Here is a 25,813-nt window from a genome sequence, read left to right on the forward strand (position 1 = left end):
TAGTATATTTAAATTATTATAAAATAATATAGTTCTAATCGTATTATATTAAATTTCGAAAAACGAGCAAAAATACACCCTTGCGATACGCGTTAAAATCCTGTTCACCGTACCCTCTTGATGTCCCGTATGGCTCCGTAGGGAACCCCGGTTATCCCCACCATTTCTTCGGCTCTGCGCACCGTTTCCGCGACCTCGTCTTTCACATCCTCCGGATAGTATACCTGTCCGTCCCGCACGGTAAGGTGGGGGGTGATCATGCTGGGTCCGGTTTCCTGCCGACCGTGGGCGTCGGTAAACGTATAATGGCCTTCTTCAACGCTGAAAACGGCGATATCGGCGACGCTTCCTGCCTTCAGCGTTCCGATTTCGCCTGATCGGTTCAGGACATTCGCGGGATTGACCGTCGTCTGTCGGACGATCTCCTCGAAATCCAGGCCCATGTTCAGCAGTTTCGACGCCGTTTCGGGGAGGCTGTGCACTGGGGACCTCAGGCTGTAGACGTGCAGGTCCGTACTGATCACGTCGGACAGAAAACCCAGTTCGACGGCCCGTTTCGCAATCCCGTAATGAAAGCTTCCGGCGCCGTGGCCCAGGTCGAAGAACACGCCGCGTTTTCTTGCGTCGTATACCTCCGGGATCACCCGGTCGTCGTCACCGATGATATGATCTCCCTTGCCCTGGTAGCAATGAGTCACGATGTCTCCCGGGCGAAGCAGTTCCAGGATACTCGGAAGTGCGACGCCCTTGTCTATATGCACCATGACCCGCGTATCCACCATTTCGGCGGCTTCGATGGCCCGCCTGAGCGGTTCCACGCCGTGGCTTCCCACCTGGAAGGCCCCCTGCCGGACCTTCACGCCAACGCAGTGTTCCGGCCACATCGAAATGACCCGGGCCGTGTGCTCGGGATCGGCGTTTTTTATGTCCTCCATCTCGCCGCGCATGGAGTTCAGGAGTCCGATGCTGCTGATATGGACGAAGGTGAGCACTTCGGTCCGGGACGGCTCGATGATGTACTCGAGAAAACCACGCAGGTTGGTCCATCCCGGGCTCCCGGCGTCCACGATGGTCGTTACCCCGGTGGCCAGGCAGAGTGCGTCGGCCTTGATACCGAAGGTCGTAGCGCCGGCATACACATGAGCGTGAAGATCGATCCAGCCCGGAGTCAGATACTTGCCCGATACGTCGATGGTCGTACGCGCGTCGGCTTCGAGATGATCGGAAACCGCCGCTATTTTCCCGTTTCTGATCCCTATGTCGCCCTTTTCATTCTTCTGTTGGGACGGATCTACGATCGTCGCACCCGACAGAACCAGGTCGAAAGCCATGAACACTCCCGAAATTGAGACTAAATGGACGTCTTGATCGTGATGCCCTTCAGAACCCAAGTTGTTGACATTTGCAAAGTATAATCATATCGTTTTGTCGCATCAATGGACTTAACCTGGTCCAGCCACCTTGAGGACTCGCGCCATGGCGACCGGTCTGACCAAACACCAGATCAATCAGTATCTCGAAGACGGTTTTCTGCCGATCGAAAGGCTGTTCGACCCCGCTTCACTCGATCCCTTGATCTCGGAATTGGACGACGTGGTCGATGCATGGGCGGAGCGGTACCACGCGGAAGGCAGGCTGGCGGAACGGTTTGCGGACGAGCCCTTCGAACGGAGATTATATCTGATCCATGAGGCCATGGACGGCCAGTGCAGGGAATTGCTAGAAGCCGTTCTGGGAAAACGGAAGACTGCGGGCATGTTTCACGTCATGACCCAGCCCGAGATTCTCGACGTCGTCGAATCCCTCATCGGCCCGGAGATCCTCGTCCATCCCCAGTTCAACTCCCGGGCCAAGCTTCCGGACAAGACCTCCGTCGTGGACTGGCACCAGGATATCGGTTTCCTGGATCCGGACGTGATGCAGACCTTCATGGTCAATTTCTGGCTGCCTCTGGTGGATACGGACGAACACAACGGCTGCCTGGAGGCCATCCGGGGCAGTCACCGCAGCGAACGCCTGCCGTTCGATGATTCACCCGAAAACATCGTTCCGGACGCCCTGCCCGCCGGCGAGCGGGTATCCTGCCCCATTCCCAGGGGTGGGGTACTCCTTTTGCAGCACACCACGGTGCACCGTTCCGCGCCGAATTTCTCGGATCACATCCGATGGAGCCTGGATATCCGGTACAGCGACTGGCGGAAGCCCACGGGAAGGGACGATGTTCCGGGCTTTGTCGCCCGCAGCCGGTCGCATCCGGAAAAGATCGCAACCGGACACGAGGAATGGCAGCGGCTGTTCGAACCGGCGTGATGCATGGTTGAGCCGGTGACATAGCTCCCTCACCCGTATCCCCGGTGAATGCATGACGAATGCCGCGTGCGTACCCGGCTTGCGTGTTGATCGGCTTCTGGTCGACTGGACTGAAAATCCATGAACAACGGTACGACAGACCATCAGTCCGGCATCCGTTACGAAGCGGACGAAAGATCTCCGTTCCTCCTTGCGATCGGCCTGGGACTCCAGTTCGCGCTGCTCACTGTCGGAAGCGTGTTTCTGAAAGTGGCCATCGTCAGCCGCGCCGGAGGCGCCGGCGAAGCCTACCTTGCCTGGGCGGTTTTCGCCGCCGCGGTGATCACTGGAACGACCACGATAATACAGGTGTTGCGCGTCGGACGCGTTGGAGCGGGCTACGTGCTCCTGATGGGCACATCGGGCAGTTTCATCGCGATCTGCATTTCGGCGCTCCTGGAGGGCGGTCCCGCGCTGATGGCAACCCTCATCATCGTCTCCTCGCTCTTCCAATTCCTGCTTTCCGTCCGGCTTTCCCTGCTCCGCAGGATCCTGACTCCGGTAGTCACCGGTACAGTCATCATGCTGATCCCGGTCTCGATCACGCCCGTCGTCTTCAGGATGCTGGGAGATATTCCCGACGGGTATCCGTCGTCATCTGCTCCATTCATGGTACTGACTACCCTGCTGGTCACCATAGTCATCGCATTGAAAGCGAAGTCATCGCTGCGGTTATGGGCGCCCGTGATCGGTATGGTCACGGGATCCATCGTTGGCGGATACTACGGCCTGTACGACACGAGCCGCGTAATCGCCGCCCCTGGATCGGACTGCCGGACGGCCACTGGCCGGGCGTCGATCTCTCGTTCGGCACTGCCTTCTGGGCGTTGCTGCCCGCTTTTCTGTGCGTAACGCTGGTGGATGCCGTGGATACGATAGGTGACTCGGTCGCAATCCAGCGTATATCGTGGCGCCGGCCCCGGGCCGTGGATTATCGGGCGGTGCAGGGCGCCCTGGCCGCGGACGGCACGGGCAATATCCTTTCCGGTCTGCTGGGCACGATACCCAACACCACCTACTCCTCGAGCATCGCGGTGACGGAACTGACCGGCGTAGCCTCCCGTATGGTAGGGCTCATCGTGGGGGTGGTCTACATCCTGGTCGCGTTTGTTCCGAAAGTTCCGGCGGTGGTCCTCGCCATACCGAATCCGGTTGTCGGAAGTTTTCTGCTCGTGCTGCTTGCCATTCTCTTTCTCATTGGCATGAAGCTGGTCGTACAGGATGGGATCGACTACCGAAACGGGCTTGTCGTCGGGGTTGGCTTCTGGATCGGTGTCGGTTTTCAGAACGACGCGATTTTTCCCGCGCTGGTCGCCGACTTCGCGGGCGGCTTCCTGCGGAACGGAATGACGTCAGGCGGGCTGGCGGCGATCCTCATGACGCTGTTTCTGGAAATGGCCTCTCCCCGTCGATACCGGATGGAGACGGACTTCGAACTCTCGGCGCTGTCGAAGATTCGGAAGTTCCTGGAAGCGTTCGCCACCCGGCAAGGCTGGGATAAGGAGACGGCTGACCGGCTCGTGGCCGCCAGCGAAGAAACGATGTTGACGCTGAATCCGGGTCGCGGAGACGCCAGCCAGCGACGGCGCCTGCTTCTGGTCGCTCGCCGGGAAGGCGCGGGCGCGGTCCTCGAACTGGTCGTCGCTACCGGCGAAGGCAACCTCCAGGACAGGATCGAACTGCTTGGAGACGAAAGAGCCGTGGAGACGCCCGAAGAAATGGAGGTATCTCTTCGCCTTTTAAGGCACTTCGCGACTTCGGTGCATCACCAGCAATACCACGATACGGATATCATCACCCTCCAGGTCGAGGTCCGGCAGCCGAAACCTGTCGCACCACGTCCATAGCGAGTCTATCGGCATACTCGGTGTTCTTCACTGGAATGCCTTGACCCGCAGTCACATGCCTTTATTTTCTTTCCTTCGAGGATGCCTCACTCCTCGGTCGACAGACGAATTTGTATCGCTGCAACAAAGCTGTAGCGCTGGATCTTAACGGGAGCCTGGCATGAACACGGATGTTACAGATCGCCAGTCAGGAGTCCGCTACGAAGCGGACGAACGCCCACCGGTTCTCCTGGCCATCGGGCTCGGACTCCAGATCGCCCTGCTTACGGTCGGGGGCGTTGTCCTGACCGTGGCCATCGTGAGCCGGGCCGGGGGCGCGAGCGAATCCTTCCTGACCTGGGGGGTGTTCGCCGCGGCGGCGGTCAGCGGCACGACCACGGTCATTCAGGCGCTGCGAATCGGCCGCATCGGCGCGGGCTACGTACTCATGATGGGTACTTCGGGCAGTTTTATCGCGATCTGCATTGGGGCGCTCGCGCAAGGTGGGCCCGCACTGATGGCGACGCTCATCATCATCTCCTCGCTTTTCCAGTTCCTGCTGTCCGCCCGCCTTTCCCTCCTTCGCAGAATACTGACGCCGGCGGTCTCCGGGACGGTCATCATGCTGATTTCGGTCACGGTGATGCCCATCGCGTTTGCCATGCTGAACAGGGTACCCGAAGGCATGCCGTCCTCGTCCGCGGCAGCCACGGCCTTGGCCACCGTGCTGTTCACCCTCGGCATCGCATTGAAGGCGAAGTCGTCGCTGCGCCTCTGGGCGCCCGTAATCGGTGTCGCCGCGGGATCCATCGTGGGCGGATACTTCGGTCTGTACGATGCCGGACGCGTAGCTGCCGCTTCCTGGCTGGGTCTTCCGGACGGGAGCTGGCCGGGCATCGATCTCTCTTTCGGCCCCGCCTTCTGGGCGCTGCTTCCCGCTTTCATGTTCGTAACGCTGGTCGGCGCCGTGGAAACGATCGGCGACTCGGTCGCGATTCAGCGCGTTTCGTGGCGCAGACCCCGGGCGGTAGATTACCGGGCCGTGCAGGGCGCGGTAGCCGCGGACGGCCTGGGCAACCTCCTGTCCGGTCTTATGGGCACGGTGCCCAATACGACCTATTCCTCGAGCATCGCGGTGACCGAGTTGACCGGCGTGGCTTCCCGCATGGTCGGGGTGGTCGTGGGGCTGGCCTTTGTCCTGGTCGCGTTTATCCCAAAGTTCCTGGCGGTTGTCCTCGCCATACCGGACCCCGTTGCCGGCGGATTTCTGATCGTGCTGCTTTCCATGCTTTTCGTCATCGGCATGAAACTGGTTTTGCAGGATGGGATCGACTACCGCAAGGGGCTGGTCGTGGGCGTAGGATTCTGGATCGGCGTCGGTTTTCAGAATGACGCGATCTTTCCAGCGATGCTCTCCGACTTCGCGGGCGGTCTCCTGCGGAACGGTATGACGGCCGGTGGCCTGACTGCGATACTCATGACGCTTTTTCTGGAGATTACTTCTCTCCGCCGTCACCGGATGGAGTCGGACTTCGATCTTGCGGCGCTGCCAAAGATCCGTGAATTTCTTGAAGGATTCGCCTCCCGCCAGGGATGGGACAAGAAGACGGCGGACCGGCTCATGGCCGCGAGCGAAGAAACGCTGCTAACGCTGATTCCGCGGGACGGCGAGACCGGCCAGCCCCGGCGGCTGCTCCTGGTCGCGCACAGGGAGGGCGACAGCGCGGTCCTCGAACTGGTGGCAGCGACCGGCGAGGGAAACCTGCAGGACAGAATCGAACTGCTCGGAGACGAGAGAGCAGTGGAGACGCCGGAGGAAATGGAGGTTTCGCTGCGCCTGCTGAGGCACTTCGCGTCCTCCGTACATCACCAGCAATACCACGATACCGATATCATCACCCTTCAGGTAGACGTACGGCCACCGATTGCCGACGCATCATAACCCGAAGCGTCGCTCCGGTCAGGCGGACGAAACCACGTCCGCCCCAGCCCCCGCTCCTGCCACGATCACCTCTGGCTTTATGGACTTGAACGGGCTGTCTTTCGAAGACTGGCAGTGCGTTGAAGCGTAGTGGTACTGGAGCGCCCTTCGGCGCCGGTCGGTCGTATTCGGCGGGGTGTAGTGGTAGGTCTCGCCGTGAAAGACGAGGGCGTCTCCGGTTTTCATGACACAGGCGACCGCGTCATCCGCCGTGGGCGCCGAAGACAACCCGTAGTCGTCCGCCACGCCCCCGTGCTCCCCGATACCTGCGCGGTGCGACCCTGGAATGACGTGCATGCATCCGTTATCCACGTCCGCGTCGTCAAGCGCGATCCAGAACCCGAAGACGTCGTTCGGTTCCAGGCGAAAGTAGGCGTTGTCCTGGTGCCAGACCTTCTGACCGCCGAACCTGGGCGGTTTCATCAGGAGCATGCTTTGAAACAGGGTGACGTCCGGTCCGAGCAGTTCGACGGCGATACCCACCATTCCCGAATGGTGGGCCAGGGAGCGGAACAGTTCGCTGTGGCGGGCCATCCGGAAGAGTTTCCTCACGCCCAGTTCCAGTCGTTCGGGTTTTACCGTTCCCCGTCTCACGGCGGGTTCGATCTGTACCAGTTCTTCCGGAACGTCCGGATACCGGTCCACGATCGCGGTGATCTCGCGTCGTATGGATTCGACCTCACCGGTTGATAGAAACTCCTCCGCGATGAAGTAGCCGTCCCGGTCAAAGGCGGTTTTCTGTTCTACTGACAACAAGGTCTCGGTTGCCATGGATCAATCCTTCCAGTTGAACACGACACCCATCATGTTCTTTTCACGTCGAAAGATCATCTCGTAGGCTTCATTAATCTCGGAATAGTGCATCCGGTGGGTCACGAGACGCTTCGGCTCCAGCTTGCCCTCGCGCATCAGGTCCAGCGTGAAGCGGCACATGGTGCTCCAGTTCCTCCGGTCGCCCTGTTCGGACGGGAACAGGTAACCGGTCCGCCCGTTGACGGCGATCAGGGAAATTCCCTTGAAATAGAACCATTCCATGTCCAGCGGGTTGAAGTCGAGCGGCGGTTCTCCCCGGCCGGGCAGGGCCACGATGCCGACCCGTCCGTTGTCGCGCACGATTTGACACGACGTGCGCAGGGCGGGCCAGGGATTGGCCGTGAGAATGACCAGGTCGACGCCCTCGCCGTGGGTGAAGTCGTCCAGTTTTTCATTCAGGTCCGGATCGTTGTACATGAAAGTCGCGTCGGCCCCCATGCGTTCGGCCATTTCCATGCGGACCGGGCTGTTCGCGATACCTATCGTCCGCGCGCCGAGGCAGGGTCCGAGTCCGACGGCGCCGAGGCCGAGGACGCCCAGGCCCACGACGGCCACGTTTTCGCCGGGCTGGAATTGCGACTTGTAGTAGCACATGGCGCTCAGCGTGTACAGGTGGCCGTACACGGCGTCCTCGTCATGCACGCCGTCGGGGACTTTTACGAGCACCTCGTCGTCCCCGGCAATGAATTCGGACTGGTGAGGGTACCGGGATATGACCCGGTCGCCCACGGAGAATTCCGTGACCGCCTCTCCCACGCCGCGGACGACCCCGAGGTTGCTGTCCCCGACCCAGCGCGGAAAATCGGGTGCACCGGGAACCTGCTCGGCCCCCTCGTAATTGCCCCGGTCCGTGCCGATCTTAAGCGCCGAAACAACCGTTTCGACCCAGAGGTCGTGGGGCCCCAGGTTGTCCGTGTCCAGGGGATGGTCTTCTATGCGGAGGTCTCTTGGGCCGTACAGCATGGCGATTTTCATGTATTCAGCTCCGGTCCTGTGGTCGTGTTGGTCTCGTGGCCGCGTCCAGCCGCATCTGTCTTACTCCCAGTCGTCTCATTAAGGCCGTGTCAGGCCGACAGGGCGGAAAGACAGCGGTCATACACCTCGAATCGTTCTCCCTCGGCTTCTTCCGGGTCCACCAGCTTGAGCCAGAGCGCGCTGCCGGGCCTGGCCGAGGCATACGACCTGTGGCTGCCGATCACGGAGGGATCCTCGCCGTGCCAGGCGACTTCCCCCTCCTGCATGTAGATGAATTCCCCGCGGTACCGATCCACGATGTCCTTCCGGTGATCGCGGTAGAACAGGCCCTGTTCGCAGGCCGTGCGCCGCAGGGTATGGATCAGTTCGGGCGCTTCGTCGATATCAGAGTCGAAGTGCGCAACCGGGGATTGGACATCGCTTTCGAAATCGATTTCGTCCAGGTCTACCGTGCCGAAACCCCGCTGCGCGGCCACCAGGAGATGATTCCGGTCGCGGCGGAAGGGAGGCTGAGGCCAGTCGGAGGCCGGATCGTGTCCCATCAGATAGGCGCCGCAGGCATCGGTGGCCGTGATCTGGTCGCCGGCGATCAGCACGTCGCCCACGCGTCCTTCACCGCCCCACTCTCTTCCTTTCTGGCCCACGAGCCCGTCGATGATGTTCAGGCAGGGATTCGTGATCATGGCCAGGTCGGGGAGGACATAGGACAGTCTGATGGCGTGATGAAAATACGTACGAACCCGTCCCCCGGGGGGTATGATGGGCGGAAGCCCGAAGAGGTTCTTCATGCACAGCGTGATGCCCATGAAGGAGTGATTCTTCATCTTCGCCACGGATATGACTTCGTCCGCGTCCTCGAATACACCGCTCAGGATGTACCGGTCGAACATGTTTCCGCCGCCCGGCACCTCGTAGGCCGCCCAGGGCGGACGGTTCGAGTCGTCGTACCTGACGTCGAAATCCCGGAGATGGTGCGCGTAGTTGAACTCGTCCGGCGTCAGTTTGTCCATTGCATAGGGATTTGTGTCCGTCGCGTAGATCTCGGCGCCGGTATGTTCACGCAGCAACTGCAGCACGGCCCGGCAGACCGCGTCATCGACCAACTCCTGTCTGCGCCCCTTGAAACGGACGATGTTGTCCATGGGTTTCATCATATTGAACTTGATCACGATCCTGCGGGCTCTCCCGATGCGCGCCCAGGACTCCGCAAGCGGTGCCGTGATGCGTTTCAGCGTCTCGTAAACGCCGTCGTAATCCACCCGGTGGTCGCAGGCCGCGGCTCGGACGGTGTAGCGTTTTTCGGGCATGTCATGTTCTCCGCAGTGGTTCGGCAGACAATGGATTGGCGAATACTGATGCAATATATAGCCGGTAAAGGCGATTACAAGGGTAATCACCGGCCTGGCGCCTCCCTGGAATCAAGGCCTGCATCCTAATTTAAAGGGGCATGCGTTTTGGGTTGTATTATTACTTTCGATGTGTCATATTGAAGACCCCTTTGTCCTGTGATGCACTCTTGGCGATTTCGAAACGCCCCGGCAACACGACGTGTCCGCGGCCAGCATGAACTGCCTGGCCAGGCGCCGCGGCTACCAGGAAGGTAATTCCGGACTTGAACGTTCTTCGTAAATTCGTGCGGTTCGTGGACGCGCTTAACGAACGAGTCGGCACGGTCGTTTCCTGGTTCACGACCCTGCTCGTGTTGACCGTCTGTCTCGACGTATTCACCCGATATTTCCTGCGCAGGAGCAGCGTGGCGGTGCAGGAGCTGGAGTGGCATTTCTTCGCGGTGATCTTCCTGCTCGCCTCGGCCTGGGCCCTTAAACACAACAAGCACGTCCGCGTGGACGTGCTGTACATGAACTTCAAGCCCCGGAACCAGGCCCTCGTCAATCTTATCGGCAGTCTGTTGTTTCTGCTTCCCTTCGCGGTGATCGCGATCTGGAGTTCCCAGAATTTCGTCCTGAATTCCTTCCGGATCGGCGAGGTTTCACCGGACCCAGGCGGACTTCCCGCACGCTACATCCTGAAAGCCATGATCCCCATCGGCTTCTCGCTGATTCTGCTGCAGGGACTGGCCCTGGCGGCCCGTTCCTTCGACCGGTTCATACACGGCGGGGAAGATCCCTCGGGCGAAACGGATGAGTCGCCCCCGAGGGGGCTTTCGGCCAGGGAGGAGGACGCGGTTTGACCGAAGCGATGCCTCTCATCCTGTTTGCGGTCCTGTTCCTGCTGCTCCTGTTGGGGTACCCGGTCGCCTTCACCCTGGGCGGCGTGTCCGTGCTCCTCGGGCTGATGACCTTCGGCGCGGATTTCTTCAACCTGCTGCCCCTGCGCATCTGGGGCGTCATGACGAACTACGTCCTGCTCGCCGTGCCGCTGTTCGTCTACATGGGCGTCATGCTGGAGAAATCCGGCCTGGCCGAGGATATGCTGGAGACCATGGCCCTGCTCTTCGGCCGGCTGCGGGGCGGACTCGCCGTGGCGGTGGTGATCGTGGGCGCCTTGCTGGGCGCGTCAACGGGCATCGTGGGGGCGACGGTCGTGACCATGGGTCTGCTCAGCCTGCCCACCATGCTCAGGCGGGGTTACAGTCCCCAGGTGGCAACGGGCACGATCGCCGCGTCGGGGACGCTCGGCCAGATCATTCCGCCCAGCGTGGTGCTCGTGCTGCTCGGGAGCATCCTGAACGTGTCGGTGGGCGACATGTTCATCGGCGCCGTCATCCCGGGCGCCATCCTCGTGGGCATGTACCTGGTCTGGATCTCCATTGTCGCCATGTTCAAACCCACCGAAGCCCCGGCCATGCCCGCCGAGGAACTGGCCGCGTTCCGGGAGAGCGGCATGTTCAGGAAGATCATCCGGGCCTTCCTGCTTCCCCTGGGCCTGATGACCGTCGTGCTGGGCTCCATCTTCGCGGGCATCACTTCGCCCACGGAAGCGGCGGCCGTCGGCGCGCTGGGCGCGACCCTGCTCACCGTCTTCCAGGGCAAATTCTCCTATGAAACGCTGAAGGAAGTCATGAAGGAATGCACGCATATCACGTGCATGGTCTTCTTCGTGCTGGTGGGCGCCGAGGCCTTCGGACTGGTGTTCCGGGGCATGAAGGGCGACGCGTACATGACGAGCCTGATCATGGACGCCAACCTGAGTACCTACGCCTTCCTGGCCCTGGTCCTCGTCATGATCTTCATCGCCGGCTTCTTCATAGATTTCATTCAGATCACCTACATCATCGTGCCGGTCGTTACGCCCATTTTCATCGCCTTCGGGGTCGATCTGCTCTGGCTCGGCATCCTGATCGCGGTGAACCTGCAGACTTCTTTCCTCACGCCGCCCTTCGGGTTCTCCCTGTTCTACCTGAAAGGGGTGGCGCCGCCCGAAGTGCAGACCCGGCACATCTACCGGGGTATTCTGCCCTTTATCGTGATCCAGCTCATCTGCCTGAGCCTGCTGGTCTACACGCCGTACCTCGCCACGTGGCTGCCGAGCCTGCGCTAGGTTTCAGTATCCGATCGCGCATCCGTCCTTGCGGGGCTCCGACGCGCCGTGCAGCATGCCGGTTTCCGGGTCGATGCGTATCGCCTGGTAGCCGCCGTAACCGTGGGCAGATCGGGAAATCCGATGGCCCTTCTCCTCGAGACGGCGGAAGGCTTCCTCGGTGATGCCGTCTTCCACGTTGACCCTGCCCCCGCCAGCCTCCATGGGGGTGCCGGTTGGTTCGGCCGAACCGAAGTGCTGAAAGCGCGGGGCGTCGCCCGCTTCCTGAACGTCCATGCCGAAATCGATCATGTTGCACAGGACCTGCGCGTGTCCCTGCGGCTGCATGGCTCCGCCCATCAGGCCGAAGGTGAGCCAGGGCCGGCCGTCCCGCGTCACCATGGCGGGGATGATGGTATGGAAGGGCCGCTTGTGGGGAACGAGGGCGTTGCGGTGCGCCGGATCCAGGGAAAACAACTGTCCCCTGTTCTGAATCGGAAACCCGGTACGTTCCGGGACGATACCCGATCCGAATCCCCGGAAGATGCTCTGGATGAACGAAACCGCGTTGCGGGCTTCGTCGACCACGGTCATGTAGGCCGTATCCCCGTGCTGCAGGATGGGATCGCCGGCCGGGACATTTATGGCCGCCCGGCTCCGATCGATGCGTCCGCGCTGCCTGTCGGCGTAGTCTTTTGACAGCAGGGCCTCGACGGGCACGTCGGCGAAGGCGGGATCGGCGTAGAACACCGCGCGGTCGGCGTAGGCGAGTTTCTTGGCTTCGATCTGCAGGTGCAGCGTTTCCGCCGACAGGCAGCCCGTTTCCGCGAGGTCGTAGCCTTCCAGGATGTTCAAAATCTGCAGGGCGGCGATGCCCTGCCCGCTCGGCGGCAGTTCCCAGACCGTATGGCCGCGGTAGTCCACGCAAACCGGATCATCCCAGGTCGATACATGGTCCCTGAAATCCTCGGGGCTGAACAGTCCGCCGACGTCCCGTGAACAGGCCACGATGGCATCGGAGATTTCGCCGTGGTAGAATGCGTCGCGTCCGCCGCCCGCCAGGAGGCGGTAGGACCGGGCCAGGTCCGGATTCCGGAACACCGCGCCGGGTTGAGGCGCCCGGCCGCCGGGCAGGTAGACCCGGACGGACTCGGGCCAGGGCGTCAGCAGCGGCGTGGATCCCGCCCAGTCCCGCGCGATGATGTCCGAAACGGGGAAGCCGTTCTCCGCGTATGAGATGGCAGGTTCCAGCACTTGTTCCAGGGACATCGTTCCGAAGCGATCCAGGAGGCGGGACCAGCCGTCGACGCAGCCTGGCACGGACCAGTTGAGCGGCCCGGTGCCGGGTATGTAGTCGTGTCCCAGCCCGGCGTAGTAGTCGATCGTGGCCGCGTACGGCGCCCTTCCGCTCGCGTTGAGGCCGGTCATCTGGCCGCTTTCGGCCTCCCAGACGATGGCGAACAGATCGCCGCCGATACCGCAGGACATGGGCTCCACCACGCCGAGGGCCGCGTTGACGGCGATGGCGGCGTCAATGGCGTTGCCGCCCGCTTTGAGGATATGGATGCCCGCCTGGGCGGCCAGTGGCTGGCTCGTGGCCACCATGCCCCCGGGCGCCATGACGACCGAGCGCCGCGAGTCTCGGTAGGTGTAGGGATCGTATCGCATGGTCTGCGTTGTTGCTCCGGTCAGAGGGTGATCAGCGGAAGAACGTCTCGGCATTGTGCCGGGGCAGATATCCGATCTCTTCGTTCGGCGTCTGAATGTCGAAAATGTTGTAGGTGTTGTCGGAAATGACGAAGTAGTGCCGTCCTGGGGGCAGCGTGCCGTTGCGATGGGCCGTGTAGGCGGCGTGGACCATGGCCGCCGCATCCTGCTGATGGCACCAGACGGCGAAATACCCTCGTTCCTCCACGATGGGCGTGTTGGCGGGGTTCACGCCGCCCCAGCGGACCGCCAGCGCGCTGCCGCCCCGGTCTGCCGCCCGTTCCACCCATGTCTCGACATAGGCCTTTTCGCGGCCGTAGTCGTTGATCGGGCAGGCGGGCAGGTGGGCGGAGATCGGCGAAGGCCAGCTTTCAATCTCATCGAAATTCCTTTCCGCGATCGACGCGTACGCGCCCGATTCGAAGAAGCGATAGGCGTCGTCGACGGCGTGCACGGAGCTCGAGCCCACGATCAGGGGCCTGTGGTCCAGCGCCAGCACCGATTCGAACACCAGGTCCGTCATCCGGTTCATCGCGGCAAGATCGCCCTGCCGGGCCAGGTAGACGACGAGATCGAATCCGGACAGCATGTCCCTGAATCTGTCCGGCTCTTCGACGATGTTCATATCGACGAACCGCCCTTCAGAGCGGCCCTCGGCCCTGTCAGGCGCCCCGGGCAGGTCGATGGAACAAAACCGGTATCTCCCGTCCAACCCCGGCAGGTACGTCCTGAGTCCGGAACCGATCGTCCCCCTGCCCCCGATGAGCAACGTGTTGAATTCCAAGTCGGTATCCTCAGTAGGCTTCCAGGTAGAGCGATTTTATTTCGTCGGCCGTGGGTACGCGCGGATTGTTCTGCGGACTCCCCGACGCGAGGGCGTCCTCGGCCATCTTGTCCAGCGCCCCGGTCAGGTCCTCTCTGGATATGCCGCAGTCCCGCAGTCCCGGGATTTCGACGGTATCATTCAGTTTCTGCAAACCGTGAATGAGCATATCACAGGCCTTCGACGTTTCATCCCCTTCCCCCGCCCAGCCGAGCTTCCGCGCAAGGACGGCGTACCGTTCAGGTGCCGCCGCCACGCTGAAACGGGTGACGGCCGGCAGCAACACGGAGTTGCTGAGTCCGTGGGGAAGATGGAAGACCGCGCCGAGCGGCCTGCTCATGCCGTGCACGAGACAGACCGAGCTGTTGGCGAAGGCCATGCCGCCCAGGGAGGCGGCTTCCATCATGCCCTTTCGGGCCCCGTGGTCGCCGGGCTCCTTCCAGGCCCGAACCAGGTTTCTGCCGACGAGGTCGACACAGGTCAGCGCGAGCGCGTCCGTCATCGTGCCCGCCTTGCGCGATACGTACGCTTCGATCCCGTGGGTCAGCGTGTCCACGCCTACGTTGGCCGTCAGCGGCCGGGGCATGGACAGCGTCAGCGTATAGTCGACAAAGGCCGCCGTGGGCAGAAGATGGGCGTCCAGCATCATCATCTTTACGTTTCGCCGCGTATCCGTTATGACGGACACCCGGGTCATTTCGCTGCCCGTGCCGGCCGTCGTGGGGATGGCGAACAGCGGAATGCCCGGCCGGGGTATCCGGTGATAGCCCGCATATTCGGAAAGGGGACCGTCGTTGGCGGCCATGACCGCGATGCCCTTGCCCGCGTCGATGCTGCTTCCGCCACCCACGGCAATGACCCCGTCGCAACCGTTTTCCCGGAGGATCGCGAGTCCTTCCTCGACGTTCGCATCCGTCGGATCGGGCGTCACGCCGCCATAGACATGGGTTTCGATCCCCGCCTGCCGGCACTGAGCCGCGATGCGGTCGGGCAGGCCCTGCTCGACCAAGTAGGGATCGGAGACCACCAGTATGTGCCTGAGTCCGGCGCGAACGGCCTGGGGGGCGGCTTCGTCGCATGCGCCCGCCCCGTTGATGATGATGGAGGGGATGTTGATCTGTATGGGAGCGGCCATCGTCAGGTAACTCCCTTGATGACGCCGCTGTACCGCTGGAAGGTTCCGGACGTTACCACCGCGCGCAGGGCACGCACGGCGGCGTGCAGTTCTTCGAACGTCGTGTAAAGCGGAGCGATGCCCAGCCGTATGTTGTCGGGCATGCGGAAATCGGTGATGACCTTTTTCTCCTCCCTGATCGCCTGGTCGATACGATATCCTTCGGGGTGGCCGAAAGAGACGTGCGACCCCCGGCGTGCGCCGTCCCGGGGTGAATTCAGCGTGAATCCAAGGGGCTTCAGTACGGATTCCCAGAGGGAAATCAGGTACTCGGACTGACTGAGCGACTTTGCGCGGATGGGGTCCATGCCGGCCTCGAGCGCGAGGTCCACGCCGGGTTCGATCATGGCCAGGGACAGGACGGGCGGCGTCCCCGTGAGATAGCGGTCTATGCCGGCCGCCGGCTCGAATTCGGTATCGAAATAGAACTGTTTCCTGTGGCCGAACCAACCTGTGATCGGGTTGATCAGCCGGGACTGCAGGTCGTTCCGCACGTACAGAAAAGCCGGGGCGCCCGGTCCGCCGTTCAGGTACTTGTACGTGGAACCCACCGCCAGGTCGACCCCCGTGTCGTGGCACGTCATCGGCACGACCCCGGCGGAATGGCTCAGGTCCCACAGGATCAACGCGTTCCGGTTGTGGGCGATTTCCGTGATCCGCTCCATGTCGTACATGTAACTGGACTTGTACATGACGTGGGAAAGAAGCACCAGGACCGTATCTTCGTCGATGGCCCGGTCCAGGGCGTCTTCGGACACGGCGAAGCCGTTATCGACGGGGAGGACGACCATTTCGTACGCGGGATCGACCAGGTCGGCCACGGCCTGCAGGATATAGATGTCGGATGGGAAATTGACGCTGTCGGTTACGATCTTTCGCCGACCCGGGCGCTCCTTGAGCGCGCCGGCGATCAGCTTGAACAGGTTGACCGAAGTCGAGTCGGCAATGATCACCTCGTCGGGCAGGGCGCCGATCAGTCCGGCCAGCTTGGCTCCGATACGCCTGGAAAGGCCCATCCATTCGTCGTTCCACGCCCGGATCAGCCGGTTTCCCCACTGTTGCCTCGTCAGCCGGTCCATCAGGGCGATGGCGTCCTTCGGAACCCGCCCGAGGGAATTGCCGTCCAGGTAAATCAGATCGGGGTCGTCGATCTGAAAGCGGTCCCGGAATCCGTTCAGGCTGTCGCAGCGGTCCAGTTTTCGCGCGCGTTCGAACGAAATGTCGTAATCCAAACGCCTACCTCTTCACTTCGGGCAATGAGGCGGGAATGCGTCTTACAGGGACGGCGGATCAGGAAAGACGGAATGTAAAAGGCGGGGGAGGGAAGGACAAGAGGAATGTCAGATACGGCGCGCGCGGCGGATATTCATCTGCTGGCCTGGCTGGCCCGCTCGTCCGTGTCCAGGGAACGCGGCTGGGTGTCGAAGATGTTCAGGTCCGCAAACGCCATCACCCGGGCCAGCGTTTCCCGTCCCCGCATCATCAGGGAATGGGCATCCGGGGCGTCTTCGGCACAGAACCCCGTCGCGTCGAGGTCGACGGCATCCGCGAGGTAGAGTGCCCGTTCGCAGTGAAACTGCTGCGAAACGACGATAACCCGGTCCAGTCCGAACACCTTCTTCGCCCGGAATACGGAATCCAGGGTCCGGACACCGGCGTAGTCGAGCATGATATAGTCTTCCGGCACGCCCAGTTCGATCAGGTCGCGCTGCATCGCGGTCGTCTCGTCGTAGTACCGCGTGGAAGCGTCCCCGCTTACCAGGACGGCACGGATTCTACCGGCGTGAAAAAGCTCGGAAGCAGCCTCGATGCGCGCGCGATAGTAGCGGTTTACATTGCCCTCGGCGTACTTGGAAGTGCCCAGGACGAGCGCTACCTGGCACTCCGGCGTATCGTCGACGAGATAGTACAGGCGTGCGGAGGCGTTACGGGTGATGGCGAAGTCGTTTACCAGCATTGCAATGACGACAATCGCTGCGAGGGAGGCCAGGGCTTTCGCCCATGCCGAAAGGGAGCGAACAGCGGGTTTGCTTGGCATCGAAACAGACGGTTTCTGGGGAAAAGAAGCTTTCTGAGAAGAAGGACCGGGGTTATACTAACATACTAGTGGCCCGGTGGCATACCGTCAAGCGATTAACCCGGAGTGGAAGACCATGCTCATACCTCTGTTGATATGGCTGCTCCCCTTCGCGACGGCGGACATCCTGCAGGACGGGGCAGGCGATGGGCCGCACAGGACCGTTCTATTTTATGGCAACAGCCTTACGACCGGCTTCGGGATCGACCCGGACAAGGCCTATCCCCAACTGATCCAGGAGAAGATCGACGGGCTCGGCTGGTCCGTCAGGGTAATCAATGGAGGGGTGGGCGGGGAAACATCGGCGGGCGGCTTGAGCCGCATCGACTGGGTGCTTCAGAACCGGGTGGACGTATTTGTCCTCGAGCTAGGCGGGAACGACGGGCTGCGTGGCGTGGATCCCCGGACCACGCGACGGAATCTGAGAGCGATCATCCGCCGCGTCCGCGACCGGTACCCCGAGGCGAAGATCATCCTCGCCGGCATGCAGGCGCCCCCCAATATGGGACAGCGCTTTGTGACCGAATTCAGGGAGATGTACCCGGCACTGGCGGAATCGGAGCGTGTTTCACTGATTCCCTTCATACTCGAAGGTGTCGGCGGTATACCGGAACTGAACCTGCCCGACGGAATTCACCCGACGGCCGAAGGGCACGCCATCATGGCGGAGAACGTATGGAAGGTCCTGAAGCCTGTCCTCGAAGACCTCCGTCCCTGACCCGTTCAGACCTCCGCGCGAAGCACTTCAAGCGGGGACTGCTTGTAGATACCGGCGCTTGCGGCCATGCCCACCAGGATGGTGATTGACGCGATCCCGCCGACCACGGCCAACACGGGGATGAAGGCCGGCACGTAGGAGATGTTGAAGACGAAAACAGCCAGGATCCACGTGGCGGCAAAGGCCAGGACAACTCCCGTCAATGCACCGATAACGCCCAGGAACAGGTACTCGATCGTCATGATCTTCAAAACCTGGTTCCGTGAGCCGCCGAGGGTCTTCAGCAGAACGCTCTCCTGCATCCGCTGCAGCCGGCTGTTGGTCACGACGCCCACCAGGACGATTACCCCCGTGAATACGCTGAACAACGCCATGAAGCGGACGATGAGGGACACCTTGCCGAGGATGTCGTTCAGCGTGCCCAAGATGAGGCTCAGGTCGATCATGGATACGTTGGGAAACCGGCTCACCGTTTCCTGCTGAAAGCGCGCGGACGTCTGCGGATCGTCGATACGCGTCACGACCACGTGGAACTGGGGCGCCTCTTCCAGTACGCCTTCCGGGAAGACCACGAAGAAGTTGGGCTGCACCCGCTGCCAGTCTACGGCCCTCACGCTCCCCACCGTGGTTTTCACCGGTACGCCCTGTACGTCGAACACCACCTCGTCGCCGATTCCCAGCTTGAGCCGATCGGCGATGCCCTTTTCCATGGATACGAGTATGGAATCGTTCCCGGCTTCGACGCGGGGCTGCAACGACCCTTCGAGGAGCGTTTCCGCATCTTCCAGGTGGCCCCGGTAGGTCGAACGGTATTCCCGGCGCAGCGCCCAGCGCGGCGCCCGTTCCGTGGAATCCGACATCACCTCCGCGATCGTCCGCCCCTTCAGACCCGCCAACCGCATGCTTACCACGGGCGTCTGCTGCATGACCGGCAGCTCGTTGCGTCGCATCGACGCCAGGATGTCCTCCCGCTGGCCGGGTTGTATGTCGAAGAGGACCAGGTTGGACTGCCTGTCCCCGCCGACCTGGGTAATGTGTCCCACGAGGGAGAACTGCAGGAGGTACAGCGTCGTGATCAGGAAGGCGCCCAGCCCGAGGGCGACGACCATGGTAACGGTCTGGTTGTCCGGCCGGAAGAGATTGGCCAGTCCCTGCCGCCAGACATAGGGCCACGTAGCCGGTACGAGGCGGCGGGCCAGCGAAATAAGGCCCCGGGCAACCAGGCTGAGAAGCAGGAAGGCGCCGATCAGCCCTCCCGCGAATCCGACGCCCTGCGGCCACTCGCGGGTCTGACTGACGGCGAAGAGCACGACGCCGGCGATAAGCACCGCGATCAGCGCGATGCGCCGCGGGTCCGTTTTCCTGCGCGACGGTGTTTCAACGGAAGAGCGCAGCGTGAGCAAAGGTGAGATATCCCTGATCGCGAGGAGGGGCAGGAGGGCGAACAGAAGCGCCATGAGCAGCCCGAGGCCCATCCCCTGGAGCAGCGGAAGCCAGGTAAACCCCACCACCAGTTCGAAGGGGACGAAGTCCTGGATCAGCGCGGGCAGTATGCCGAGTACGAGATAGCCGACGGCCGCGCCGATGGCGGATCCGATCACGCCGATGGCCACGGCCTGGATGACGTACACCGCGAAAGTGTGCCGTCCTTCGGCGCCCAGGCATCGCAGCACGGCGATGGTGCCCCGTTTTCGCCGTACGTAGGTATGGATGGCGCTGGCGACGCCCACGCTGCCGAGGATCAGGGCGATGAACCCGCTCAGGTTGAGAAACCGGTAGAGATTGCCCAGGGACCGTTCCAGGCCCGCCTGGCGGTCGCTTACGGTGTCCCAGTCCATACCGTATCGGGCCGCCGTGTCCGTGCCGTAGGTCTGCGCGAGTTCGTCCGCGTCCACCTCGTCGTCAAATCGGAACAGGGCCCGGTAGGTCACGCGGCTGCCCGGCTGGATCAGACCGGTGGACGCAAGCTCGGACATGGGAATGTAGACCCGGGGGCCGATCGCGCTCATCGCCGCGGTTTCGCCAGGTATGCTGACCAGCCGGCCTGAAATCTCGAGCGTGCTCAGCCCGACGCGGATCGAGTCGCCGACCTCCACGTCGTGCTGGATCATCAGGTTGTCGTCCACGAGGGCCGTGCCGTCGGTTCTGAACTCCCGTGCGGCGGTGGGGGGGACCGTTTCCAATGCGCCGTAGTAGGGGAACTCGCCCTCGAGCGCCCGTACATTAACCAGGCGTGATGATTCCGATCGCGGGAAGACGACCATGGAGGCGAAACTGAACTGACGCGACTGCTCGCCGCCCAGGTTCCGGAGGAAGACTTCGGCCGAATCCGAGAAGGCCGTCCGGGAGTTGATGTCGAGGTCGGCGCCGAGCAGGGCCTTGGACTCCACGTCGATCGCGGCCGCCATGCTGTCGCCCAGGGTCCGGATCGATACCAGGGCGGCGGTGCCCAGGATGATGGACGACATGTACAGGAGCAGGCGCCGCCGGTAGGTCCGGCTGTCCCGCCAGGCCATATTGAGCAGCCAGCTTGTCCGTATCGGCGTTCTGTCGGATTCGGGAGGTGCGCCCATGGCTACGCGTCGGGGGAAAGGGACAGGGAGGGGGCCGCCGGGAAACCGGTGTGCTCCGGATGGTAGTCTTCGACCATGCGGCCCCCGCTCAGCCTGATGATGCGGCGGGTCCTCCGCGCCAGGTCGAGGTTGTGGGTCACGGTGACCAGGGTCGTCCCGGATTCCTCGTTCAGTTCAAACAGCAGGCTTTCCACCGTGGCGGCCGTCTCGGCGTCGAGATTGCCCGTGGGCTCGTCCACGAAGAGGAGGGCCGGACGGTTGATGAATGCCCTGGCCATGGCGACCCGCTGCTGTTCGCCTCCGGACAGCTGGACCGGGTAGTGTGTGGTCCGGTCCGACAGTCCCACGCGGTCCAGGAGTTCCTCTGCTCGTCGGTATACCCCCTTTTCGCCGCGCAGTTCCGCCGGGACCATGACGTTCTCGAGACTGGTGAGGGTCGGGATGAGCTGGAAATTCTGGAAGACGAAGCCTACGTGCCGGTTACGGACGCGGGCCCTTTCATCTTCATCGAGATCGTCCAGCACGATGCCGTTCAGCGAAACGGATCCCGACGTCGCCCGGTCCAGGCCGGCGCAGAGGCCGAGCAGCGTCGTTTTCCCGCTGCCGGACGGTCCGATGATGGCCAGGGAGTCGCCCGGCATCAGGTCGAATTCGACATCGCGCAGAACCGTCAGCGTCCCGTTGCCGCTTGCATAGGTCTTGCACAGGCCCCGGACCGCCAGGATGGGGTGTTCGCTCATGGTGTCGCCTCTTCTCCTTCCCCACTGTCCGTTTCCCCCAGAGCCGGTCCACGTCCCAGTACCTGCAGGAGACGGTCCGGATAATCCGTCATGATGCCGTCTACGCCGTGATCGACATGGCGTTTCATATCCGCTTCCTCGTTGATCGTCCAGACATACACGTCCACGTTGTGCCGGTGGGCGCCCGAAACGAACCGGGTGCTAACCAGGGTCAGGTCCTGAAACCTGGGGGGTACCTGCATCGTTTCACCCCCGGGAACGAAGGCGAATCCGAGTCCCAGGGAGTTCAGCACCCAGAAGCGGAGTACCTCGCCGGCCGTGGACGACGTCGCGATCCCCGGGTTGTTCTCCCGGATGTATCGGACGGTTTCGGACTGAAAGGAGGCAATGACCTTGCGTTCCGGGTACGGACTCTTCGCGATAACCTCGGAAAAACGGGCCCTGGCGGTTTCGGAAACTTCCTTCAGCTCGATGATCATCCGCGTATCGGGTAGCGCGGTCAGGACCTCCTCCAGAGAAGGTACCCGCAATCCCATGCCCCGGAACGGAAAGCTCGCGCCGTCGTCGGTCCACCTGTACCCCGCGTCCAGTTCCCGCAGTGCTTCCCAGGTCATCTCGTCGACTCGGCCCGAGCCGTCGGTCGTGCGCTCGACCGTGGCGTCGTGGATGACTACCAGTTCGCCGTCGCGGGTGGCGTGGACGTCGAATTCAAGGGCGTCCACACCCATTTTAGTCGCGTTCCGAAATGCGAAGAGGGTGTTTTCAGGCCACAGCCCCGCGCCGCCGCGGTGGGCGATGGCCAGGAGCTGATCAGTTGCCGTAAACGAGTGTACAGGCATGGGACGGGTCACTATCGCTGAATATGCCAAGACCGCGACAAGCACGGCCGCACCGGCGACCGCGAGCCGAAGGAGCCATTTAAAGATGAATCGAAGCATTTAGCAACCGCGGTTGGAGTTACAGGGGCCAGTCCCGAAGGATGCGTTCCACTTCTTCGGCGTGGTTGCTTTCGTCGCGAATCATGTCTTCCAGCTGGACCATGAGTCCGTAATCGCCGTACTCTTCGGCTTCGGACCGGCGCTGCACGTACCGCTTGACGATCGTGCGTTCGTCCTCCAGCATGGTCTCCAGGTTCTCCCGATTCGAATCACTTACTTTTATAGGCCGCGGCACGGTCGTGGGCTCGCCGCCGAGCACCACGATCTTGTCGGCGAGATACTGCGCGTGCAGCTGCTCGTCCGGCACCTCGTCGAGGAAGAACTTGGCCAGTTCGGGCCGGTAGGGACCGCTGGCCTTGGCCGCGTAGATGGTGAACTGGATGATCGCGCCCAGTTCGGCCGCCAGGTCTCCGTTCAGGTTGTCAATCAGGGTCTGCTTGTCCACGGTTTCCTCCTCCTTTGTACCTCGTCGTTCATTTGACACGTGGAAATGCGTTCTCCTGCGTTCTTAATCCATGTTACGCATTGCAGCGGACGGATACAACACGTTCGTCTCAATCTGCCGGCCTTTGAGCGGAAGGAGTCATGTTTTCGAACAGGCCTCACGCCATTTCGAGTACCGCCTTGACCACGCCGCTTTCCGGATCGAGCCACGTGGGAAAATCCACAAGCATTTGTTCCGGTCCGGCCGTGTGGGTAATCCAGGGCGAAGTGTCGATCCGGCCGGCCTCGATATGCCCGATGACCCGCCGCAGGTCGACGGCGCGGGCGTTCCGGCTGCTCAGCAGGGCCATCTCCCTTCGGTGGAAACCGGGGCCGTCGAACGTGATCTCCGAACCGGTGATGCCCACGTAGACCAGGCGCCCGCCGTTGGAAACGTAATCGTGGGCCCGCATCATGGACCCGGCGTGGCCGGTGGCGTCGAAGACGGCCGTGGGCAGTTCGCCGCCCAGTATACTTTGCAGTTTCGACCGCACGTCCGCGGCGCCGGAAATGACTTCGAAGAGGTCGTAGCGCCGTCTGCAGAATTCGATGCGCCGCTCGCTGATCTCCAGCAGGATCACGCGCGCACCGGCCAGGCGGGCGAAGGTCAGCACCGACAGGCCGATGGGGCCGGCGCCGATCAGCAGGACCGTTTCCCCTTGTTCGACCGCCGCGCGGTCCACGGCGTGGGCGCCGATGCCCAGCGTTTCCACCAGCGCCAGCTGCTCGAGGGACAGGACGTCAGAGCGGAGCAGCTTCTCGCCGGGGAGCGTCAGGACGTCCCGCATGCCGCCGTCCACGTGTACGCCCAGGACGTCCAGGTTCGCGCAGCAATTCGTCTTGCCCATGCGGCAGGGCACGCAGTCGCCGCAGTCCATGTAGGGCACGACGGCGCATTGGTCGCCGGGATGGACGTGGGTCACGCCTCCTCCCGTCGCGATGACCTCCACCCCCAGTTCGTGCCCGAGGATGCGGGGGTAATCGAAGAAGGGCTGCGTGCCCTCGAAAGCGTGCAGGTCCGTGCCGCAGATCCCGACCCGTCGAATGCGCACCAGGACCTCGCCGGGACGGGGCGGCGTGGGCTCGGGGGTATTCTCCAGTACGAAACGGCCGGGTTCTTCGAGTACTATGTCAGGCATAGGGCTGGACTCGCTTTCAGTCGAGCAGGACGGACAGCAGGGGCGGTTTCCGCTGAAACTTCTCGACGTACGCTTCGAAGGTCGGCACGAGCCGCAGTCTTACCTTGGTTTCGTGCTCTACCGCGATGGATTCGAGCCGGTGGTCCAGGAAAGGATTCCGGAACCGCTCGATGCAGGCTGCAGCGAAGGACCGGGCGTCTTCCACCGCGTCCGGCAGCGCCGGCACGATTTCTTCCAGCATCAGGTCCCGCAGCCAGGGGCCCGTTTCAGCATGGTCCACCGCCTCCCGGACGGTCCGGATGCCCAGGGGCATGGCCCGGCACACCAGCGCCGTGTGGGCGCCGTTGAGCACTCTCACCTTGCGCAGCGCGTAGGGACGGACGTCTTTCGTCCGCACAACGGCCGGATGTTCGATGAACGGAGCGGCGTCCGGCCGGTCCTCCAGGGCCCAGAAGGCGAAGGGTTCGGTCAGCGCCAGAAGGCCATCGCCGTGGGGATTGGGAAAACCCGGCGGCGGTTCGATGGTAATCCGGTCCACGAGCGTATGCAGCCAGGTCACCTGACCTTCCATCCACTCCAGGAAGCCGTCCCCGAGACGCCGTTTCCGGGCCAGTATCCGCATCAGCCGGCGCAACGCCCCCGCGTTCCCATCAATCAGTTCGCAGGGAATGACCGTCACGGGCGCGCCGCCGTTTTCATATCTATCCAGGAGCACCCCGAGCAGCTTTCCGGGAAAAGAATCGGGAGGCGAACCGTCCAGGCGTTCCGATTCCTGCACGTCGTATCCGATTTCCGAGGTATTGGAAAGAATGTATTCCGTGGAGGGATCGCGCCCCACCGCCAGTACGGCTTCCCAGTCTTCCCCGGCGCTCAGGGCCCTCGAGACGCTCTCCACCTGGATGGATTCATCGATCCGTCTGCCGTCCCGGATGCCCCGTACCCGAACTCGGTAGCGCCCGCCCTGTTCATTGAACATCTGTGCCCGACCGACGCCTGTGGACTGCACGACGACGACCCGGCCTATATTCTGCCCGGCTTGCCTGGCCTCGTGGATGAAGAGGTCGGCGAAGGCGCGGAGGAACCGGCCGCTGCCAAACTGGAGCACCGATTCAGCCGGCGTCGGCATCCGACTCCCTTCCCTTGGCCTCGTCCCACAGGGCGTCCAGTTCCTCGAAGGTGGCCCGTTCCAGGCTTTCTCCCCTGAGTTCGAGGGCGGCCTCGATGTACCGGAAACGCCGGATGAACTTGTCGTTGCTCCTTCTCAGGGCGTCTTCCGGCGGCACGTTAAGGTGGCGGGACAGGTTCACGAGGGAGAACAGCAGGTCGCCCATCTCCTCCTCGATCTTCGCCCTGTCCCCGTTCTCCAGGGCCCTGCGCACCTCGACGATTTCCTCGCCGACCTTCTCGATCACCGCTGAAACGTCGTCCCAGTCGAAGTTGACCCGGGCGACCTTCTCCTGGATGCGGTAGGCGCGGAGCAGCGCCGGCATGCCCGCCGGAAGGCCGTCCAGCACCGACCCGGGGCCTTCCTCCCCCTTCTCCTCCCGCTTGATCTTCTCCCAGTTGGTCAGCACCTCGTCGGCCGTGTCCGCCCGGGTGTCCCCGAATACGTGGGGATGGCGCCGCACGAGCTTTTCGTTTATGGCGCGGGCCACGTCATGGATGTCGAACCGCTGCTCCTCGGTGGCGATCTGCGCGTGGAAGACGACCTGTAGGAGCAGATCGCCCAGTTCATCCCGGAAGTCGCCGTCCCCGCCGTTGTCCAGCGCGTCCAGCACCTCGTAGGCCTCCTCGATCAGGTACGGCCGAAGGGTCTGGTGCGTCTGTTCCCGGTCCCAGGGACAGCCCCCTTCCGACCTGAGTTTCGCCATGATTTCAACGAGTTTTTCGAAAGGGGTCATGACCTTGCTTCAGTGAACCGGCATCAACTTGACGTCCATGACCGACTGCGTCTATAGGATCCCTATCCGCATCGGTTCCCGCGGCGGGTTAATCTACAATAAACGGTCGCACCCGG

The 25,813-nt window shown here is 62.4% G+C and carries 23 protein-coding genes; 7 read left to right on the top strand and 16 right to left on the bottom strand.

The features are described from left to right. Positions 1–104 precede the first annotated feature (104 nt). Positions 105–1,331, bottom strand: a complete 1,227-nt coding sequence (locus tag OXG98_13930) for an amidohydrolase/deacetylase family metallohydrolase (protein ID MCY3773099.1) — start codon at positions 1,329–1,331, stop codon at positions 105–107. Positions 1,332–1,476: 145 nt separating this feature from the next. On the opposite strand from OXG98_13930, the gene OXG98_13935 reads away from it, so the two are divergent. From OXG98_13935 to OXG98_13950, 4 genes are all read left to right on the top strand, one after another. Next, a complete protein-coding gene (locus tag OXG98_13935) occupies positions 1,477–2,310 on the top strand; it encodes a phytanoyl-CoA dioxygenase family protein (GenBank protein MCY3773100.1) in 834 nt (277 codons plus the stop codon). A 120-nt stretch (positions 2,311–2,430) separates the two neighbouring features. Beyond that, on the top strand, positions 2,431–3,201 hold the full coding sequence (locus tag OXG98_13940; GenBank protein ID MCY3773101.1) for a hypothetical protein: 771 nt from the start codon (positions 2,431–2,433) through the stop codon (positions 3,199–3,201). A 5-nt stretch (positions 3,202–3,206) separates the two neighbouring features. Continuing rightward, the gene (locus tag OXG98_13945; GenBank protein ID MCY3773102.1) at positions 3,207–4,196 is read left to right on the top strand and encodes a hypothetical protein; all 990 of its coding nucleotides are present in this window, start codon (positions 3,207–3,209) and stop codon (positions 4,194–4,196) included. A 160-nt stretch (positions 4,197–4,356) separates the two neighbouring features. Next, positions 4,357–6,117: a hypothetical protein gene (locus tag OXG98_13950; protein ID MCY3773103.1), complete on the top strand. Its 1,761-nt coding sequence runs from the start codon at positions 4,357–4,359 to the stop codon at positions 6,115–6,117. A gap of 18 nt (positions 6,118–6,135) precedes the next feature. Here OXG98_13950 and OXG98_13955 read toward each other — a convergent pair whose 3' ends face one another. From OXG98_13955 to OXG98_13965, 3 genes are all read right to left on the bottom strand, one after another. Next, on the bottom strand, positions 6,136–6,927 hold the full coding sequence (locus tag OXG98_13955; GenBank protein ID MCY3773104.1) for a phytanoyl-CoA dioxygenase family protein: 792 nt from the start codon (positions 6,925–6,927) through the stop codon (positions 6,136–6,138). A gap of 3 nt (positions 6,928–6,930) precedes the next feature. Beyond that, complete coding sequence (locus OXG98_13960) at positions 6,931–7,944, bottom strand: zinc-binding dehydrogenase (protein ID MCY3773105.1); 1,014 nt, start codon at positions 7,942–7,944, stop codon at positions 6,931–6,933. A gap of 89 nt (positions 7,945–8,033) precedes the next feature. Next, the gene (locus OXG98_13965; protein ID MCY3773106.1) at positions 8,034–9,251 is read right to left on the bottom strand and encodes a DUF362 domain-containing protein; all 1,218 of its coding nucleotides are present in this window, start codon (positions 9,249–9,251) and stop codon (positions 8,034–8,036) included. A gap of 305 nt (positions 9,252–9,556) precedes the next feature. Here OXG98_13965 and OXG98_13970 point away from each other — a divergent pair, with 305 nt between their 5' ends. Next, positions 9,557–10,135, top strand: a complete 579-nt coding sequence (locus OXG98_13970; GenBank protein ID MCY3773107.1) for a TRAP transporter small permease subunit — start codon at positions 9,557–9,559, stop codon at positions 10,133–10,135. After that, complete coding sequence (locus OXG98_13975; protein ID MCY3773108.1) at positions 10,132–11,445, top strand: TRAP transporter large permease subunit; 1,314 nt, start codon at positions 10,132–10,134, stop codon at positions 11,443–11,445. Before OXG98_13970 ends, OXG98_13975 begins: the two co-directional genes overlap by 4 nt. A 3-nt stretch (positions 11,446–11,448) precedes the next feature. Here OXG98_13975 and ggt read toward each other — a convergent pair whose 3' ends face one another. The 5 genes from ggt to OXG98_14000 all read right to left on the bottom strand — a co-directional run bounded on the left by ggt (position 11,449) and on the right by OXG98_14000 (position 17,166). Continuing rightward, the gene (ggt, locus tag OXG98_13980) at positions 11,449–13,092 is read right to left on the bottom strand and encodes a gamma-glutamyltransferase (GenBank protein MCY3773109.1); all 1,644 of its coding nucleotides are present in this window, start codon (positions 13,090–13,092) and stop codon (positions 11,449–11,451) included. Positions 13,093–13,123: 31 nt separating this feature from the next. Continuing rightward, entirely contained in the window at positions 13,124–13,915 is a 792-nt protein-coding gene (locus OXG98_13985; GenBank protein MCY3773110.1) for a hypothetical protein, read from the bottom strand. A gap of 10 nt (positions 13,916–13,925) precedes the next feature. Continuing rightward, positions 13,926–15,089, bottom strand: coding sequence for an iron-containing alcohol dehydrogenase (locus tag OXG98_13990; protein MCY3773111.1), 1,164 nt, complete (start codon positions 15,087–15,089; stop codon positions 13,926–13,928). Between the two features lie 2 nt (positions 15,090–15,091). Beyond that, positions 15,092–16,360, bottom strand: coding sequence for a kynureninase (kynU, locus tag OXG98_13995; GenBank protein ID MCY3773112.1), 1,269 nt, complete (start codon positions 16,358–16,360; stop codon positions 15,092–15,094). Between the two features lie 134 nt (positions 16,361–16,494). Further along, positions 16,495–17,166: a YdcF family protein gene (locus tag OXG98_14000; GenBank protein MCY3773113.1), complete on the bottom strand. Its 672-nt coding sequence runs from the start codon at positions 17,164–17,166 to the stop codon at positions 16,495–16,497. Positions 17,167–17,281: 115 nt separating this feature from the next. Here OXG98_14000 and OXG98_14005 point away from each other — a divergent pair, with 115 nt between their 5' ends. Next, positions 17,282–17,923: an arylesterase gene (locus tag OXG98_14005; GenBank protein ID MCY3773114.1), complete on the top strand. Its 642-nt coding sequence runs from the start codon at positions 17,282–17,284 to the stop codon at positions 17,921–17,923. Between the two features lie 5 nt (positions 17,924–17,928). Here the strand turns inward: OXG98_14005 and OXG98_14010 are convergent, their stop codons facing one another. The 7 genes from OXG98_14010 to mazG form a co-directional block, all read right to left on the bottom strand. Then, positions 17,929–20,496, bottom strand: coding sequence for an FtsX-like permease family protein (locus OXG98_14010; GenBank protein MCY3773115.1), 2,568 nt, complete (start codon positions 20,494–20,496; stop codon positions 17,929–17,931). A 2-nt stretch (positions 20,497–20,498) separates the two neighbouring features. Next, positions 20,499–21,236: an ABC transporter ATP-binding protein gene (locus tag OXG98_14015; GenBank protein MCY3773116.1), complete on the bottom strand. Its 738-nt coding sequence runs from the start codon at positions 21,234–21,236 to the stop codon at positions 20,499–20,501. Continuing rightward, a complete protein-coding gene (locus OXG98_14020; protein ID MCY3773117.1) occupies positions 21,233–22,075 on the bottom strand; it encodes a glycerophosphodiester phosphodiesterase in 843 nt (280 codons plus the stop codon). Before OXG98_14020 ends, OXG98_14015 begins: the two co-directional genes overlap by 4 nt. 118 nt (positions 22,076–22,193) lie before the next feature. After that, the gene (locus tag OXG98_14025; protein MCY3773118.1) at positions 22,194–22,619 is read right to left on the bottom strand and encodes a ferritin-like domain-containing protein; all 426 of its coding nucleotides are present in this window, start codon (positions 22,617–22,619) and stop codon (positions 22,194–22,196) included. A 157-nt stretch (positions 22,620–22,776) separates the two neighbouring features. Continuing rightward, the gene (locus OXG98_14030; GenBank protein ID MCY3773119.1) at positions 22,777–23,796 is read right to left on the bottom strand and encodes a zinc-binding alcohol dehydrogenase family protein; all 1,020 of its coding nucleotides are present in this window, start codon (positions 23,794–23,796) and stop codon (positions 22,777–22,779) included. Positions 23,797–23,812: 16 nt separating this feature from the next. Continuing rightward, on the bottom strand, positions 23,813–24,922 hold the full coding sequence (locus OXG98_14035) for an altronate dehydrogenase (GenBank protein MCY3773120.1): 1,110 nt from the start codon (positions 24,920–24,922) through the stop codon (positions 23,813–23,815). Next, a complete protein-coding gene (gene mazG / locus OXG98_14040) occupies positions 24,906–25,697 on the bottom strand; it encodes a nucleoside triphosphate pyrophosphohydrolase (GenBank protein MCY3773121.1) in 792 nt (263 codons plus the stop codon). The genes OXG98_14035 and mazG overlap by 17 nt, the downstream gene beginning before the upstream one ends. Positions 25,698–25,813: the final 116 nt, after the last annotated feature.

Source organism: Gemmatimonadota bacterium (assembly GCA_026706345.1).
In the GTDB taxonomy this organism is placed as follows: Bacteria; JAAXHH01; JAAXHH01; order JAAXHH01; family JAAXHH01; genus JAAXHH01.